Source organism: Nitrosospira sp. Nsp2 (genome assembly GCF_003050965.1).
Taxonomy (GTDB): Bacteria; Pseudomonadota; Gammaproteobacteria; order Burkholderiales; family Nitrosomonadaceae; genus Nitrosospira.
The window spans coordinates 545,168-561,558 of the sequence record NZ_QAOU01000001.1 but is presented as its reverse complement, the minus strand read 5'-3'; the positions used below and the strand labels follow the sequence as shown (position 1 = coordinate 561,558).

The 16,391-nt window shown below is 54.8% G+C and carries 17 protein-coding genes; 6 read left to right on the top strand and 11 right to left on the bottom strand.

Annotation, left to right across the window (positions count from 1 at the left end; genetic code table 11):
- Positions 1-123 precede the first annotated feature (123 nt).
- On the bottom strand, positions 124-1,365 hold the full coding sequence (locus tag C8R31_RS02490; protein ID WP_107692474.1) for an anaerobic sulfatase maturase: 1,242 nt from the start codon (positions 1,363-1,365) through the stop codon (positions 124-126).
- Positions 1,366-1,557: 192 nt separating this feature from the next.
- Complete coding sequence (locus C8R31_RS02485) at positions 1,558-1,935, bottom strand: hypothetical protein (protein ID WP_107692473.1); 378 nt, start codon at positions 1,933-1,935, stop codon at positions 1,558-1,560.
- Positions 1,936-2,093: 158 nt separating this feature from the next.
- Between C8R31_RS02485 and C8R31_RS15940 the strand changes: the two genes are divergently transcribed.
- Entirely contained in the window at positions 2,094-2,255 is a 162-nt protein-coding gene (locus C8R31_RS15940) for a hypothetical protein (protein WP_181320353.1), read from the top strand.
- A gap of 153 nt (positions 2,256-2,408) precedes the next feature.
- On the opposite strand, the gene C8R31_RS02475 is transcribed toward C8R31_RS15940, so the two are convergent.
- The gene (locus C8R31_RS02475; protein WP_219907426.1) at positions 2,409-2,810 is read right to left on the bottom strand and encodes a YidH family protein; all 402 of its coding nucleotides are present in this window, start codon (positions 2,808-2,810) and stop codon (positions 2,409-2,411) included.
- A gap of 210 nt (positions 2,811-3,020) precedes the next feature.
- Between C8R31_RS02475 and C8R31_RS02470 the strand changes: the two genes are divergently transcribed.
- Positions 3,021-3,287, top strand: coding sequence for a hypothetical protein (locus tag C8R31_RS02470; RefSeq protein WP_107692471.1), 267 nt, complete (start codon positions 3,021-3,023; stop codon positions 3,285-3,287).
- Positions 3,288-3,498: 211 nt separating this feature from the next.
- Positions 3,499-4,866 (top strand): carbohydrate porin, encoded by a 1,368-nt coding sequence (locus C8R31_RS02465; RefSeq protein ID WP_107692470.1) that lies wholly within the window; start codon positions 3,499-3,501, stop codon positions 4,864-4,866.
- A gap of 93 nt (positions 4,867-4,959) precedes the next feature.
- On the opposite strand, the gene C8R31_RS02460 is transcribed toward C8R31_RS02465, so the two are convergent.
- Positions 4,960-5,676, bottom strand: coding sequence for a carbonic anhydrase (locus C8R31_RS02460; protein WP_107692469.1), 717 nt, complete (start codon positions 5,674-5,676; stop codon positions 4,960-4,962).
- 438 nt (positions 5,677-6,114) lie between these two features.
- On the opposite strand from C8R31_RS02460, the gene C8R31_RS02455 reads away from it, so the two are divergent.
- From C8R31_RS02455 to C8R31_RS02445, 3 genes are all read left to right on the top strand, one after another.
- Entirely contained in the window at positions 6,115-6,702 is a 588-nt protein-coding gene (locus C8R31_RS02455) for a YSC84-related protein (protein ID WP_107692468.1), read from the top strand.
- A 66-nt stretch (positions 6,703-6,768) separates the two neighbouring features.
- Positions 6,769-7,629: a bile acid:sodium symporter family protein gene (locus tag C8R31_RS02450; RefSeq protein ID WP_181320351.1), complete on the top strand. Its 861-nt coding sequence runs from the start codon at positions 6,769-6,771 to the stop codon at positions 7,627-7,629.
- Between the two features lie 295 nt (positions 7,630-7,924).
- Positions 7,925-9,409 carry an alpha-amylase family glycosyl hydrolase gene (locus C8R31_RS02445; RefSeq protein WP_107692466.1) on the top strand — a complete coding sequence of 495 codons (1,485 nt, stop codon included), beginning with the start codon at positions 7,925-7,927 and terminating at the stop codon, positions 9,407-9,409.
- A gap of 200 nt (positions 9,410-9,609) precedes the next feature.
- Here C8R31_RS02445 and C8R31_RS02440 read toward each other — a convergent pair whose 3' ends face one another.
- The 7 genes from C8R31_RS02440 to C8R31_RS15935 form a co-directional block, all read right to left on the bottom strand.
- Positions 9,610-10,674, bottom strand: a complete 1,065-nt coding sequence (locus C8R31_RS02440; RefSeq protein WP_107692465.1) for a hypothetical protein — start codon at positions 10,672-10,674, stop codon at positions 9,610-9,612.
- A gap of 225 nt (positions 10,675-10,899) precedes the next feature.
- Positions 10,900-12,234 (bottom strand): hypothetical protein, encoded by a 1,335-nt coding sequence (locus C8R31_RS02435; RefSeq protein WP_219907425.1) that lies wholly within the window; start codon positions 12,232-12,234, stop codon positions 10,900-10,902.
- A 130-nt stretch (positions 12,235-12,364) separates the two neighbouring features.
- Positions 12,365-12,832, bottom strand: a complete 468-nt coding sequence (locus C8R31_RS02430; RefSeq protein WP_107692464.1) for a glycine zipper family protein — start codon at positions 12,830-12,832, stop codon at positions 12,365-12,367.
- A gap of 70 nt (positions 12,833-12,902) precedes the next feature.
- Entirely contained in the window at positions 12,903-13,403 is a 501-nt protein-coding gene (locus tag C8R31_RS02425) for a hypothetical protein (RefSeq protein WP_107692463.1), read from the bottom strand.
- 220 nt (positions 13,404-13,623) lie between these two features.
- Complete coding sequence (locus tag C8R31_RS02420) at positions 13,624-14,652, bottom strand: DUF4105 domain-containing protein (protein ID WP_107692462.1); 1,029 nt, start codon at positions 14,650-14,652, stop codon at positions 13,624-13,626.
- A gap of 598 nt (positions 14,653-15,250) precedes the next feature.
- On the bottom strand, positions 15,251-16,102 hold the full coding sequence (locus C8R31_RS02415; RefSeq protein ID WP_107692461.1) for a cytochrome c oxidase subunit 3: 852 nt from the start codon (positions 16,100-16,102) through the stop codon (positions 15,251-15,253).
- Positions 16,103-16,168: 66 nt separating this feature from the next.
- Positions 16,169-16,342 (bottom strand): hypothetical protein, encoded by a 174-nt coding sequence (locus C8R31_RS15935; protein ID WP_181320349.1) that lies wholly within the window; start codon positions 16,340-16,342, stop codon positions 16,169-16,171.
- Positions 16,343-16,391 lie beyond the last annotated feature (49 nt).

Genomic DNA, 16,391 nt, shown 5'->3' with positions numbered 1-16,391 from the left:
GGTTTCTAAATCGCTACCGAAAAATTACCAGCGCCACCGCTGTATACACAGTCTTGGCCACCATTCTTCATTCGTCCCGATTACTACAATTACAGCCGCGGCCGGCCGCCGCCTCAGGCGATCTCAGGTGCCGCGCGGCATTTGCATGATCTCATCGGCGTATCTGCCCTGCCGCACCAGGCTGGCCATGGCCTTCATCGGCTTGTCGATGTGGATGAAGAACGCCTTGTAGCCGGCGCAAAGATAGTTCAAACCATCTTCCCCGTCGGGAGTCTTGATGAAACGATTGCGCGGGCATTCGCCATAACAGGCGAACAGGACCGGGCACTCCTTGCAATACTTGGGCAGTGTGTCGTATTTGCTCTGGCCGAAGCGGCGTTGCTTTTCGGATGATACGAGCGTCTTGAGCGGGGTTTCCCTGATATTACCTAGCTTGTGATCGGGCTCGACATAATGGTCACAGGAGTACACATCGCCGTTGTGCTCCAGCACCAGGGCGCTGCCACAGGTTGGGGCAACAATGCAGGCATTGTGCTGTCCAAGCCAGCTGCCGAGAGCGACGTCGAAGGTCGTGACATACACTTTGCCGACGTCGCGCTGCACCCACTCATCGAATATGCTGATCAAGAATTGTCCGAACTGCCCGGCCTTCACCGTGCGTTCAGTCACCAGATTGCCCTCCTGTTTATACAGTGGCCGGTCCGTACCTTTTTGGCCACCCCAGCCCTGGTTGGCGAGGGCGATTGTTTCCGGTGTGGCACGCTCGACAATAGGAATGAACTGGATGTACTGTGCCTGCAACTCGTCACGAAAAAAGCGGTATACCTCCAGGGGATGGTCTGCATTTGCGGCATGAATGGTGCAAAGGATGTTGACATCGACGTCATGCTTGCGCAGGCAGTTCCAGCCACGTATTACGTCGTCAAAGCTGCCTTCGTTTTGCTTGTTGACCCGGTATGCATCGTGCAGCGCGCGAGGCCCGTCTACGCTGATCCCAACCAGGTAATTGTTTTCCTTAAAGAAGACCGCCCATTCGTCATCCACCAGCGTCCCATTCGTTTGCATGGTGTGGAGAATGCGCTGATTCGGCTTTCGGTACTGGTTGGCGAGCTGCACGGAGCGTCGGTAGAAGTCCAGCCCCCGCAACATCGGCTCGCCGCCTTGCCAGGCGATATCGACCTGCGGACCGGGCGACGATTCCATCAGTTGCCGGATGTAGGTGTCCAGCAACGCCTCGTCCATGAGCGGACTTTCGCGGGGATAAAGGTTTTCCTTGGACAGGAAAAAGCAGTACTGGCAGCCCAGGTTGCAGGCTGCACCCGCCGGTTTCGCCAGCAGATGAAAGTCAGGCAGGGGAGTTTGCATTCGAATTATCCTTGGTGAAAAACAGTCGGGCGCCGCTTTGGAGATAGGCCTCCCCCGCGTGGTGCAGAAGCCCGCCTGCAATCGGGAGTCTCGCCGGCATGTTATTGGTGTGACGCAAGGGTTCTATCCACTGTCTATCTGGTTTCCAGTAGAAAGGGGATGAACCGCGACACGGATGATATGCGGGCCCGATCATTTCTTGGAGCTAAGACGATTGACCAGTCCGCGCAGGATCAGGTATGGCACGATTGCGAGACCGAACGCGACAATGATCGCCTCCCCCGGATATACGAAACGCAACACCATTATCTGGTACACGACATCGAGAACCAGCGCTATTACAAAAACCTTGCCGACGCTCTTCCATCCATCGCGGACCATATCCGCCCGCTGCGTGGGATCGGCAATGAGGGACCAGAAATAGGGCGGCTTGCCCGCCTTGGCATCATTCAAGCCCGAGGTGATCGCGAAGATCGAAGCCATTACCGGTTCCAGAATAAATCTCAGTTTCATCGGCCCGCTCGTCCGATCGCCTATGTTCTCCACAACGCGCATCCAGATGTCGTCCATATCATGGTTCCAAGGGTAAAAATCCCTTTTAAGCCAAAGAAGCCTATTGCACGGTTTGCTTCCTGATTAGTAACCCTCCAAACCCTTCCCCGTTGCCCTGTTGCTTTGTTAACACGACGGCAACACAATCAAAGCATAGATGATCCCACGGGTCATGAATGAAAGAATCCGCCCATCTTTTTCTGACGCCGATCCATTACGGCGCTGTTCATGATGATTTGCCCCGAGAGGAAAGCCATTCGAAGGGTCAGCGCGTGATGCGGCAGGGCCAACGGCACGCGCCCGTAAACGCCAGAATGCCGGTTAATGCAATAGAGTAGACGGCATGACTTCATACCGCAGAGGCTCGGACACGGATTCGGCAAGGGATCGGCGGGGTGCAGGGAAGTTGTATAAGTGCCAGCGAGGAATGCGAAGGCAAGCCACACCGCCGCTGCACCCGTTTCCATGAATACCGGATTTCGGGCTCATGTTCAGAGCACCTTGACGACAATACCCACGAACAAAAACACACCCAAACCGGACATGATCAGAGCGACGACAAACGACGGGCGCCACAGCGGGAAATGCTGAAGCAGACGGAGTTCCTTGAACGTCTGCCAATACGCAATCGTACCCATTACCATTGAAGCGGTGCCGAGTCCGATCAGAAACAGACCGATATTCCGTGGTGTCTGTTCGGCGGGCAGCTTTAACCCGCTCTCCTGGAACCCTTGAAGAATTTTGTAAATGGTGAAGCCAAAACTGATCATGGAGAGCGCTGTCCGGATCCACGCCATCAATGAACGGTCCGCCGCCATCATGGTGCGGCTTACTGCGAGGTCCGTCCGGTCTTGCGCAAGCATGTTGGTCGATTTCGTATCTGGGATGGTCATCCTGACCTCCTGTTCGATTTAATCTCGAGCAAAATCCTGCCGAAAAGTTCTATTTTCTGCTTATCTCTCAAACGGGGGAGCTTACGCTTTGACTATCCGTTCTACTTCACCTATGTTTAATATTAGTGAAAAGGGGTCTTTATTTTGCTATTCACTACGCCAGACAGATCAGTAAAGATCAAGCAGATCTTATATATAAGGAGCAAGAACATGACTAGGAAAGCTGGTTTTCAAGTTGTCGTATCTCACTTGGCCATAGCGACGGCATTGTTCATAGCACCTTTGACGAGCTACGCGACAGAACAGGGCGAGCAACGTCGCGAAGCGCGAGACATAAAGCAGGACGCCCGTCAGGGGGCAAGAGAGACCAAAGCCGAATGTCGTGCGGGAGAGGAAAAGACTCGGGCGGAATGTCGGCAGGACAAGCGGGACACCAAGCAGGATGCCCGCAAGGAAGGTCGTGATATCAAGTATTAGCTGTAGCAGTTTCAATTTAATCTGACAGTAGCGCCTTGCCAAAGGCGGCGCTGAAAGGCGCACAGGAGTACCCCACGAGCGGTGAACAAATGTTTCAAGCACAAGTCAGGGTTGCTTAATCTTGCAGCCGGGCAGACGGGACGTCTCTACACACAGAACTCGGCGACTGAAAGGCACCTGGATCAGACGGGCCCCGTACGCTTCAATAGTCTTGCTGGGCTCGACCTTGCTGATCGACCCAGGTCCATCCAGTGCGCAAGCGGTCGATGTTCCCCCTTTGGGGGGGGACATCAGATCCCGATCCCGACTCACCGGTAACTGGAACGGGCTGCGGGACGAGTTGGGTAAAAAGGGCGTGGTGCTCGACACGGACTTGCTTTTGACTCCGCAGGGGATCATGAGCGGCGGAAAAGGCACGGATGCCGGGATCTGGGGCACAGCCATTTACACGCTCAACGTCGATACGGACAAGCTCGGGCTCTGGCCAGGTGGCTTCTTCAAGTTCCAAGGCATGAGCACCTTCGGGCATAGCGTGCTTGGAAACACAGGGGCTATCGTGCCGCCAAACGAGGCTTGGCTGTTTCCCGGGTTGAACCAACCCGCCAGCGGTCTGATGAACGCGACATTCACGCAGTTTCTCAGTCCAAAGGTCGGCCTGGTCGCAGGAAAAATCAACATACTCGATCTCATCACCGGCACGTTTGCCGGCGACTACCGCACCCAGTTTCTAAACACGGGGATCAACCTCCCCATGGCTTTTGCCCTGACTCCGATTTCGGCGTTCGGCGGGGGCACCATCTTGCTCCCAACACAGAATATCACTTTGATGGCGATGGCGGTGGACGCGAATGGCACGGCAACGAACAACGACGTGGGCAAGGCTTTCGAGAACGGTACAACCGTTCTCGCCGCCGGAAAAGTGACCATTAAACCGTTCGGGCTCGTGGGCAATCAGAGCGTGACAGGCATGTGGAGCGACAAAAGCCGCCTCTCACTCATTCAGGATCCCTCCAATGTCGGGCGCGGGCTCCTGACCGAGCGATATCCCCGGCTCGCAGCACCCGGGCCACTTCTCCAGGGGATCATCGAGCGGTATGCCCCGGAACTGCTCGTGCCCGTGCAACCTGCCAACCGCGAGGACAGCACTTGGGCGATAGCTTACGGCTTCGATCAGTACCTCTGGCAACCTGCTGGTGATCCTAAACGCGGGATCGGGGTGTTTTTCAACTTCGGCACCACCGACGGGCGTGCAAACCCGATTCAATATAGCTACAACATGGGCATCGTGGGCAATGGAGTGGTTCCGGGACGCCCGCGCGACACGCTCGGACTTGGCTGGGCACGCACACAGTTCAGCGATAACTTTGCTCCCCTCCTTCGCGCCAGGCTCCCCCTTGGTCTTGAGCATGAGGACGCGATCGAAATTTACTATAACGCCTCAATCACGCCGTGGCTGAACCTCACCCCCGATCTCCAGATTATTGAACCCGGCCTGAAGAAGACACTCGGTTCAAGTGGCAACCTGAACAATGTGAACACCGTGATCATGGGCGGCCTGCGCGTTTATATCCGATTCTGACTGGCCACCTGGGAGCTTCACAAATGAAATCTGAGGAGTAACCCGCGCGACAGCCGCGTTCGGGTGTCCACCGGCAGGACCCCCGCAACCAGCTTAATCAAGGAAGCGAACTCGCCCCGTCGCGAGGTCATATACGCCGCCTACCAGGCCCACACGTTTTTCGCGGAGCGCCCGCGCACCTTCCGGGCTGGTGGAAAGTTGCCGCATGGACCAGCGTACGTTCGCCTCCACGGCTGCTCTCAACAGCGCGGCCCGATCCAAATTCAGGTCGAGTTCTCGCAGGCCGGGTTTGATCAACTGGATCAGCGACTCAATATGTTCCAGTTCCTTTGTCTTGTTGAGCATCTCATCCAGGGTGGCGCCGACCGCTCCGCAACCTTCATGACCCAGTACGACCACTAACGGCGTATGCAGGTGAGCTACGCCGTATTGCAGAGTACCGATTACGTCTTCCGCGATGATGTTACCGGCCACCCGGATCGTGAAGAGATCGCCAAATCCTGCATCGAAGATCAGTTCAGGCGGTACGCGCGAATCGCTACAACCTAGAACGGTAGCGAAAGGTTTTTGGGTTTCGACTAACAATCTGCGCCAGGAAGCCGTCTCGTGTGTATGGCGCGACACACCATCCCTGAAACGCTGGTTCCCCTTCTTCAATCGGGCGAGCGCCTCGCCGGCGCCAGATGGATAAGGCTCGGTATCGGCTGTTTTGGATAGGGGCTCTTCGGCCGTGACACGCAAGGCTTTTCCCAGCCCTAAGCTGCAGCCGGCTATTAGCAATTGCCTTCGGGTTAGTGTTGGACTTGTCATGACGCTACCCCCGTCTAGAGAATGCCTGGAAAGATTGGCTGCAAGACTCCAGCCCTCCCCTGCTCGTGATCGTTTGCTTTGTCCGCTTCTGGAACGGCGGGATGGTTGGCCGCGGCAGCGGTTCTCACCTGATCTTATGTTAGACCATCGAGGTACTTATATCTCGCGGCGGTGGACGCGGTAGCGGCAAACGCCCTGTATCGCAAACAATAGCGCCATAAAAAATGGCCACGAACGCTCTGCCCATTCATGGCCATTGCTAGGGAGTGATAGCCATTTAACGCTAAAAAAATCAGTAATGTTTATCGGCAGACTTCCATGCTTGTCCTATGCTTAATTATTGAATATCCGTGTGTTTCAGTAGAGCCGGTTGGCGCCATTTTTTTAATGGCACCAGGGTAAAAACAAGGGGGTACAAACCAAGGGAGGGTACAAACCATGTTTAACAAAAATGTTTGGAATGTCATGTTGGTAGGCCTGCTTACTCTCATCGGTTGTCAATCTACGGGAGGGCAGTCAACCACTTCTAAGGGGGGGCAATCTGCAGGGAGTTCTGCGGCGGAGATCGATAGGGATGTCGACGCAGCGCTGAAAAAACTTTACGCAAGCACTCCTGCGGCACGAGAGCTGGCGCAGCGTGCAAAGGGCATACTGGTGTTCCCGTCTGTCATTAAAGCGGGGTTTATGGGCGGCGCGCAATATGGCAGCGGAGCGCTGCGTAAAAAAGGTAAAACGGTCGCCTACTACAACACGCTTGGCGGGTCGTATGGTTTTCAAGCTGGGGTGCAATCGTTCAGCTACGCGTTGTTTTTTATGAGTGATGAGGCATTGCGCTATCTGGACCAGAGCGGGGGCTGGGAAATTGGGGCCGGCCCGAGTGTCGTTGTCGTGGATGAGGGAACCGCCAGGGCGATGACTACGACAACGGCCAAAGACGATGTCTATGCATTTATTTTCGGTCAGAAGGGATTGATGGCAGGCGCAGGGCTGCAGGGTTCGAAAATCACTCGCATCTATCCAGACTAATGATCGAAGGTGTGTCGCTGCAGTTACCGAACGCAGCCTGTACGAACCTCAGCGCGGATGGGACTCTTGGTTGAAATACTTCCAATCCTGTTAAAACTCTCGATCGTGATCTTCATGGTGGGCAGCCTCCTGGACATGGGTCTCAGGCTTAATCTCCAGGACGCCCTTGGGGCGCTGCGAAACGTGCGCTTCGTGGTACTGAGCGTGCTGTGCGGTTTTGTCCTATGCCCGGCCCTGGCGTACCTGCTGACGAAGGTCATTCCGCTGCACCAGTCGTATGCCACGGGTATGATCTTGCTGGGGATGACACCGTGCGCTCCGTTTCTGCCGATGATGGTGGACAAGGCACACGGCGACATGGCTTACGCGGCGGCCTTCATGCTGCTGGCCTCATTGGTCACAGTCGTTTACATGCCCCTTGCGGTGCCCGTGATGATCGAGGGGTTGACGGCCGATGCCTGGACCATCGCCAGGCCGTTATTGTTGTTCTTGATCGTGCCCTTGGCGATCGGATTGGCGATACAGCGCATCTCAGCGAACGTGGCCGCCAGACTCCAGCCAATCGTCAAGAAAACGACGGGTATCGACATAATTGTCATGCTTGTGTTGTGCGCGGCTATTTTCGGCAAGGATTTCATCAACGCCGCGGGAAGTTATGCGTTCGGGACACAGATTCTGTTTTTCCTGGTGGCGACCACGGCGACATATGCACTCAGCTTCGGCCTGCCCCAGGCTCAAAAGAGCGTCCTGACTCTTGGAATATCCACGCGCAATCTCGGGGCAGCGCTCGTACCGCTGTTTGCCATTCCGGATGTTGATCAGCGCGCGATCATTATGGTCGCTATCGGAATTCCCATGCAAACGATCGCGTCATTGCTGGCAGCCCACTGGTTCACCCGACGCGCCGAGACACGTCAATGGGTGTAGCCCGGAGCGCTCCGCGAACATAGGATTCCGCATGAGTAAAGAAATCCTATTAATGTATGTGCAATGGCAATGCACCAGTAAGAACGCCTGGGTAGCTGACGGAGCGGCGTGGCAGCCCTGAGTTCCGTCACCTTATGGCCGTAAGAAGTCTTAAAAGATGACGGACACGCAAAAGAATGCCGAGAAAAGTTGCGTTGCCGGCGCACGGGGGGATACCTCGGGGAAAGTGTGGAGTCCTTACCCTGAGCGAACGGCAGGGGCAGGTCCACTCGGCCCAGCGTGAGGAAGCGCATAAATGAAACCGTGGTCAAAATATCCCGTAGTCTATGAAATAAATACCTGGGTTTGGCTTCAGGAACTGTCTCAGACATGCAAAACGCATGTGACGTTGGCGACAGTTCCCGCCGAGGAGTGGGATTCCATCGCAGATTTGAAGGTAGACGCCATCTGGTTGTTGGGTGTCTGGGAACGAAGTCCCGAAGGTATCGCCATCGCGAACCAGAACAAGGGTCTTATTGAAGATTTCCGGCAGGCTCTTCCCGATTATTGCTCGGAGGATAACGTCGGATCTCCCTATTGTGTTCGTCAATACGTGATTGACGAACACCTCGGAGGTCCCTCAGGCCTCGCGGTTGCCCGAACAGAACTGGCCAGGCGGGGGCTTAAGCTTATCCTCGATTTCGTCCCGAACCACATGGCGCCGGATCATCCATGGGTTAACAATCATCCTGAATACTTCGTTCAAGGGAACACCGATGATGCCAGGAACGATCCGGCATCATTTGTTGAGACGGCAGGAAATGTGTTTGCACGTGGCCGGGACCCCTACTTTCCGGCTTGGCCGGACGTGCTGCAACTGAACGCCTTTCAGCCGGGACTCCGGCAGGCGGTGCGCGAGACCCTTGCGGACATCGCCGACCAGTGCGATGGTGTGCGCTGCGACATGGCGATGCTTGTCATCGACGCTATCTTCGAACGCACCTGGGGCAACCGCGCGGGTCCACGGCCCGCAACAGAGTATTGGGTTGAAGTCATTACCACCCTAAAGAAAGCGCATCCGGACTTCCTTTTCATGGCAGAGGCTTATTGGGACCTCGAGTGGGAACTTCAGCATCAGGGGTTCGATTACTGTTACGACAAGCGCCTCTACGACCGTCTGGAACACGACACCGCGGAGCGCGTGCGGCTCCATCTTTGCGCTGACCTTGACTACCAGGGAAAACTGGTCCGCTTTATCGAAAATCATGATGAGCCTCGCGCCCGGTCGGTCTTTTCTCTCGAAAAGGAGCGCGCCGCTGCCGTAATCACTGCGACGATCCCGGGAGCAAAACTCTTTCACGAAGGGCAGTTGGAGGGAAGAAAGGTCAGACTTCCCGTCTTCCTCGGTCGCCGCCCTGCTGAACCTGAAGACCCTGAGCTCCGGGCTTTCTACTGCATGCTTCTAAGAGCCGCGTCTTCGGACCAACTGCGGAAGGGTCACTGGCAGCACTGTGATCGAACCGGTTGGCCGGATAATGCAAGTTACCAGAATCTCGTTGCGTGGTGCTGGCGCAGCGATGAGGAGCATCACCTGATCATCGTGAATTTCTCGGCCTCGAGTGCGCAAGGGCTGGTACTGCCGCCATGGGATGAACTCAAAGGCAGGCGATGGCAGATGACCGACCTCTTTACCGAAAAAGAGTATGAACGGAGCGGGGATGAAATGTGCGCTCAGGGATTGTACGTGGATCTTCCACCGTGGAGGTATCATGTCCTGACCCGATGGCTGCGAGTGGGGTGAGCGCGTGATGTGTTTTTTTGAATCTTGTAATAATTGGCCAGCGCTTATCTTTCAATTAACTGTAAGATGGACACTGCTCGATATCGGCTTTCTCCCCAAGGGCTCATCGCCCGACCCACCGCGCATTTCTCACGCCCAAACTGTCGGCGCCGGCTAGCAATTACCTTCGCGTGATTTCGGTCTTGTCATAATGATCCGGCTTAGAAGGATCGACTCGCGGAGCGGAGCCGCTCCAGGTTCTTGACCATCTGGTCCTTCATCTGCTCGCGCCCGATGCTGTGCTTTAAGCTGCTGCCCATTCCGGCGACCTGATCAGTGGAAGTTCGATGCGCATAAAATACTACGGAGCCATTACGGTACGGCAGGCAGCCGACTATCAACTGGCTGGAGTTGTAGGAGTGCCCGACAAAGAATTGTCTTGCGAGTATCAACGACCCCGCATCGGAGGTTTGCAGGACGCGATGACCAAGAATAGCAGTGGGCCGGTCTTCCACTTTCCGGTTGAGCCAATAAAATTGCTCCTCCGCGCCAGCCGGCAATGTAGCGGGATAATTCAGCCAGGCCTGATACAGATCGGGATAATAGCGTGCCAATAACTTGCTGCTAACGGTTGCAGTACGCAATTCCTTCGCGGGACTAGCCTCTTGGCCACGTCGTGCGTAAGGTGCAATTCCTGACAAGCCGCCTTTGCGGTAACTTTGCCAGCGCTGCAACAAAATCTCCCGATAATGTTGCGTAACGCCCGCAATCAAAGCGGTGTTATCAGCAGCGGCCAGATTTTTTTTAAGGGGTGCAAAGCTCTGGATTTCATCAGTGGATAAATTAAACCGGTCGCTCGACGCGGCATTCAGTAAACTTTTGGCCTCATCGCTCTGCTTGAATTTAAAATCAAACTTTTTGAAGGCATCTGCGTCTGATTTTGGCTGCACATCGCCCTGCGCTATGGTATTCGGGTCGATCGACGCCAGTGCACCGCTCTTGAAGTAAGCCACGAGTTTCGCCGGTGGCGATGGCAGGTAAATGCCCAGACCCATCGCCAGTTCTTTTTCAGTTGCTTCACTGATTTCCAGTGCGACAATTTCGCCCCGCTCGAGGTTGGCCACCTGATCCTGCTTGAGCCCCAGCGAGGCAATGATGTCCTCGACAGTGGGCACGGGGGCCGCAAACGTCGTAGCGGATGACAACAGCAGCAATACAAGAAAGAACCAGGGAGATTTGGCGCGTGTTGGATAGCTGTTCCGGGCAAGATAAGTCCGCTTGTTCATAATTGGTTCTCTATTGTTATTGTCGCCCACTCCGCTAAACGCCTGTTTGTTTCGATTCAGCTACCTAGCCGCTAAGGACGGATGTACATCGGTTTCATGACTTGCAGCGGTTTCCTCTATAACCTGATCTGCATCACAATGGAAACGGCCATGCCCTCTATCACCCACGGCCGCCTCTGGGTTAACGCAAAGTGCTCATTCACGTCCGCCCCCGGCATGGCGAATTTACTCAATCGTAGGTGTGTATTCACACCTTTCCTTGACAAGCGGTGATGCATTGGCCATGCCAATCCCGTTAGCAATTAGCGCAATCACGCGGTCATCCTGGTCGTAACCCATATGCGCGGGACCCGGACGGACACCGCTCATACCGAAGACCTGGATAACTGGAGACACATTGATACTGATGTTGGTGATATCCGCACATAACCTGGAGTCGATATATTTTTCCTGATACCCGGGAGGTATCCCATAACTTAACAGGTCATTGGGATCACTGAAGGCGACTATCGACGTTTCGCTGACCGTGCGCTGGTCGTAATAACGGCCTTCAGGTCTACAATAATCCGCATACTGTCCCGTTACTTCGGGTAATTCTCTCCCTAGTTGCAGCAACGGGAGTTGATTGGAGAGCATGTAAATAGGTATGTGTTTGAGCCGTAGTGCCTCAACCACTTTTTGGGGGATGCTCATTTTCGCGTCTCCCTGCTTCTCCCGCAAAAGTTCTTCCCGGCGTGGCAGTATTCCCGCTATACGTTGCAGACCATCAATAGTGATGCGACTACCCAGGCTATGCGAAACAAAAATATAATCGTCCTGGATCATACGGTCGAGAGTAGCATCGCTCAAGCTGGAACAAGACTGCCTGCCCCTTTCAGGAAGATCGCTCCACTCGTCTTTCAGCATCCAGCAGAATGATTGCGAAAATGCCGCCTGTATAGGTTCTCTTTTGTTTCCGCTATAAATAAGCGGATCGGCAATAGCGTCATTGCTGAATTTCTTCGCGATGCTGTTTAACGCGGCCCTTCGATAATCGAATTCTCCCGAAGTATCGTAAGCAAGAAGCTCTTTATCTCCCCGGGTAATTTCAGACCAGGTCAGCTCATAAAATAGAACTTCTTTGCCATTTTCCGCATTTACCAGGCGCGACACGCGCAAATTGCCGAGTCCCCTGCCCGGAAATAAAATGCTTTCCAGCTCGATATTTTTTGACTTGGCCGAACGGGCGTTGAGGCCCAACTCCTTGGCCAGTTTTCCCTGAAATTGAGTCGTATACCCCGGGATATGATCGGCTACGCCATGCACCATCAGAATTTTTGTTTTCCCCTTTTCTTTAGCCAGTCTTGGTTCAATACCTTCAAAAGGTTTGCCCCACGCTTCACATTTCCGGGTATCCGGCTGTTCGGATTTTTCCAGGAGTGCCAGCGTCACGCCCTTACTCATGCTAACGCAACCGGACAATGCAATGACAGTCATGAGAGAGCTCAACCAGATAATTTTCCTGGGGAAATAATAAGCAAGGGTCAGCATGTTTATTGTTCCGGTTGTTGTTGTGTTCAACGTAGTAATCCTGCATAGTGGATTACTGACGTGATCTTTTTTCTGGCTCACTCTCCGCGGCGTTGCCGTATGGTTGCGATAAGTGGTTACGATCAGTCCCTCAACCCGGCAACGCCACGGTTAGTTATATTTACCTCACCGTGTAGCCCTTGGCTTCAAAGCACGCTCCGTATGCACGCTGGAATTGCTGTTGCTGCTGTGCCGCGGCCTGCTGCTGTTGTCCCGCAGCCTGTTCATAATTGTCCTGTTTACGGCGTTGCCTTGCGCCGCCGCCCATGGTTCCCGCCACCGCGCCAATGGCAGCGCCCTTGCCGGCGTCACCAGCAATGGCGCCAATCGCCGCTCCGCCTGCTGCGCCGCGTGCCGCACCTCTTACCCGCTCGCCTTCATGTTGCGGTGGTGGCGGCGCCGCGTACTGGGTTCCTTGCGCCGGATCATAGCCCGTCTGCTTCTTGGCCGATGCGAAACACTCGGCCTCATCCTTCTGCTGCTGCTCCGCCGACTGACCCTTCGCGGGAACAATAACCTGCTGCGCAACCGCCGGAGCGCTGGCGAGCGCGGCCAGCACCGCCACTGATATTATCGATTTCAAAATCATTTTCTTGCCCTCCTCGTCTATTTATAAGATTCCGTTATCCACCTTGAGATAGCACAGCGGCTTATCTGGCTCAATACACCAACGGAATTGCAGAAGCGAGTTCGTAGCGTACGATGGCGCGAAGCTTGTTCTCGATCTGAAGGTAACGTGCCACCTTTACTCCAGGGAGAACCTTGCTGAGCTTGGGCACATAAGACTTCTTCAACTTGGCTTCGTCCACATCGATCTCGATTGCTTCATCAATAAGTTTGCGTGCCGTTTTGTCCATTAGCGCACCCTTGTTGTAGGCCAGGGCGTATTCATTGATTACCTTGGCCATGCGCTCGTTGAGCTTGTGCAGATCCGCCTGATAGGCCTCGTATACCGGCCAGAAACCCTTTGCCTCCTCCTCGCTCAGGTCCATATTCTCCGCAACAATAAACTTCTTGTCCGCGCGCACCTTGTCGCGCAATATTTCCATATCACTGGCACCTGCCTGGGTGTCCTCAGCGCTAAACGCCGGCAGGGCCAACGTCGCAGCCAGGATCAGAAGAATAGCCCGCAGCATGTCCCACGAATAATTTCTTATCATTTTTGCCTCCATCAAAAGGTAACGGGTAACAGGTTGAGCTTTATGCCGAACGTTTCATTTTACTTAAGGGTGTGACCAGAAGAGCAGGCGCCTTCCTCAGCTATCGAATCGACCAACAATCTAAGCATAGCAGCCTAGTTGAAAGTTGCTGAAATGAGACTCGTTGAACTTTGCGCGCACCCAATGACCAGGAAGGGCGACACCCGCGAACCTCTTCTCTTCACGGCGCGGCTTGAGGCGGGTCCGTTGCCGCTATCTCTGGTATCTCGCGGATGAGGCGCGAAAAATCGGCTGCACCGTCGGCGGTGTGTGCCCGCGCATTTATGTGGGCGCGTCGCCGAAGCTCGGAGAATGGCAAACTTGTGTCAAGTCGCCCTGCTTCATACGTGTATTCTGGAACATAGCCACTTGCCAAAATCTTCCAGCTGAATGGGAGATGCTCGGGATTGACGAGCGTGTGCATCCAGATACCAGTTGTACAATTCGTCGTAAGGGTGTTATAGAATTCAGGATGGTCCCGTAGTTTATTAATTTTACTCATGTACTCCAGAAAGACCCGCCGCACGTTTACAAGTGGGCCCTGCACCCGGTATACGTAAACGTCTTCAGGTGGGTCGTTGCGATAGTTGGTCCGCAGGCGGATGACATCGCGTTCGTCGGCGACCACATAGTAGAGTTCATACTGCCGGAAGAAGCCCTTGAGGGTGGAATAGCTCTCTCCCTTCTCCTTGCGCGTCTCGATGGAAACCGCCAGGTGGTCCCCTCCGGCGAAGGCGAAACTGGCGAAGATGTGTGCGATGGCCGGTCCCATCCAGTAGACAGCCACCAGATCGACGCCCTCCAGCTTCCGCAGGTAGAAGCGCTTGTCATAGTAGGCGGGAGTGTAGTCCGTCTCGCTGCGATAATCGAAATTGCGGATGTTGTGCACGGTGACAATGTCGCCTTCAATCTCCGCATAAGGCAGTACTGCCACATCGGGCTGCCAGTCGCGCTCGTTGGACGGCTCGATGCCCCGCCACCAAACCATCAGCAGCGCAAACAGCGCGAAGTAAGCGGCAAGGGCGCCCCACCGCACGTGGGGAAAGCCAAGTCCAATTATTGCCATAAGTGATACGACCCCAAATAATACCGCCAGGCTGCTACGCACCGTTTCACTCTGTGGGCCCGAAAAAGCAAGGGCGAGAACGCCCCAGCAGCCGGCGACCGCTATCACCAAGCCGAGCATTGTCAAGCTAGCGGTGGTGAGCATTCGAGTCAGAGTAAACTCCCCGTTTTGTACGTCAAAGTTATGAAGATGGGTCAATGCATGGGGATCGCGGCTACATCAAGCCGCTATACGCAGAACTTTTATCTGTTTTTCAGCAGGTCAATATCAGCGTAGCAGTTATTTCACACGCTGCCTGACGCATTGCCCCGCCACTGCTGGCCAAGGGGTGACGCTTTCTTTATTGGGGGAGATTCTCAGCACCAGAGCTCTGCGCTTTGTTTATCGTTGAGCCACAAAGCCTGCTGGTGCTCGTCATGTGCTTATGTCGCGCTCTGGGCCTCTGGGCAATCGCTAGAAGGCCAGTTCTACGCCGGCGCTTCCCCCACCACCGGAGCCTGGGATATTTTGCCGCTGGCCATCACAAGGCTTTCTGAGGGCTGGTCGCCTTCAAAAAAGTGGGTTGAGAAGCGTCCTTCCCGGTAATAGTGTGCCCTTGAGATGTCAATGGCCGATGGTGCCAACCGTAACCGATTCAGCACCACCACTCCTTTCGGTTGCGTGGCGATATCGATAACCTGTCTCGCTTATTGTGTCGTGCAGGACAAGATCATCCAGGCATCATCGAAAATGACCAGAATAGTTAGATGAGCCAGTAAACAAAAATAAACAGGCCCAGCCAGACCACATCAACAAAGTGCCAATACCAGGCGACACCCTCGAAGCCAAAATGGTGCACGGGCGTGAAGTGCCCCGCCAGCACCCGGAACCAGATGACCAGCAGCATGATGGAGCCCAACGTGACGTGGAAGCCGTGGAAGCCGGTCAGCATGAAAAACGTTGCCCCATAGACCCCAGTGGTCAGCTTGAGATTGAGATCCGAATAGGCATGACCATATTCATATGCCTGCAGCCCAACGAACAGAAACCCCAGTGCGAAGGTTAGGAACAGTCCCAGCTTGAGCTGTCCGCGTTTGTCCAGCTTCAGTGCCCAATGCGCCCAGGTGACCGTGATGCCCGATGTCAGCAGTATCACGGTGTTGATTGCCGGAAGTCCCCATGGGCCCATGGGCATGAACTTCTCGCTGATCCCGGGCCCCGAGGTAGGCCAGTCCGCCCTGAAGTCCGGCCAAAGCATTCTGCCGTTCAGGCCCGCCAGATCCGGAATCGAGTAGACGCGCAGATAAAACAAGGCGCCGAAGAAGGCGGCAAAGAACATCACCTCGGAGAAGATGAACCATGTCATCCCCCAGCGGAACGACTTGTCCACCAGCTTGTTATACGCCCCCCCTTCGCTTTCCCGCGCGACCGTCGCGAACCAGCCGTATATCATATAGAAGAGTATGGCAAAACCAATTGCCAGCAGGCCATAGCCCAACGACATCTTGTTGACCGAAAATGCCGCGCCGAACCCCATGAATAACAGCGCCATAGACCCCGTGATAGGCCAGGTCGACGGCGGCGGTACATAATAGTGACCCTCTGCTTGGCTCATACCCTCCCCCGCTTAAGTCCATATTCAGCGACCGCCGCTCGGGCAGCCCCGGCAAGTTTTAATGAATTACCCTATCAAATAATAGATCATGGGCAGAACCAGTGATGAAGTCAGCAGGAATAGTGCGGTTTTAATGGATGTCAATCGCCTCTCCATCTCCACCTCGGACGTCTCCGAGGTTTCCTGCACGAGGAAGAGTTTCGGGGGCTGCGCACGCGCCTGGAACAGGTTGGCGAGCACTTTGGACCCAGAGGCTGCTTGGTTGGATCCAATGCCGGGGTGGCGCAAC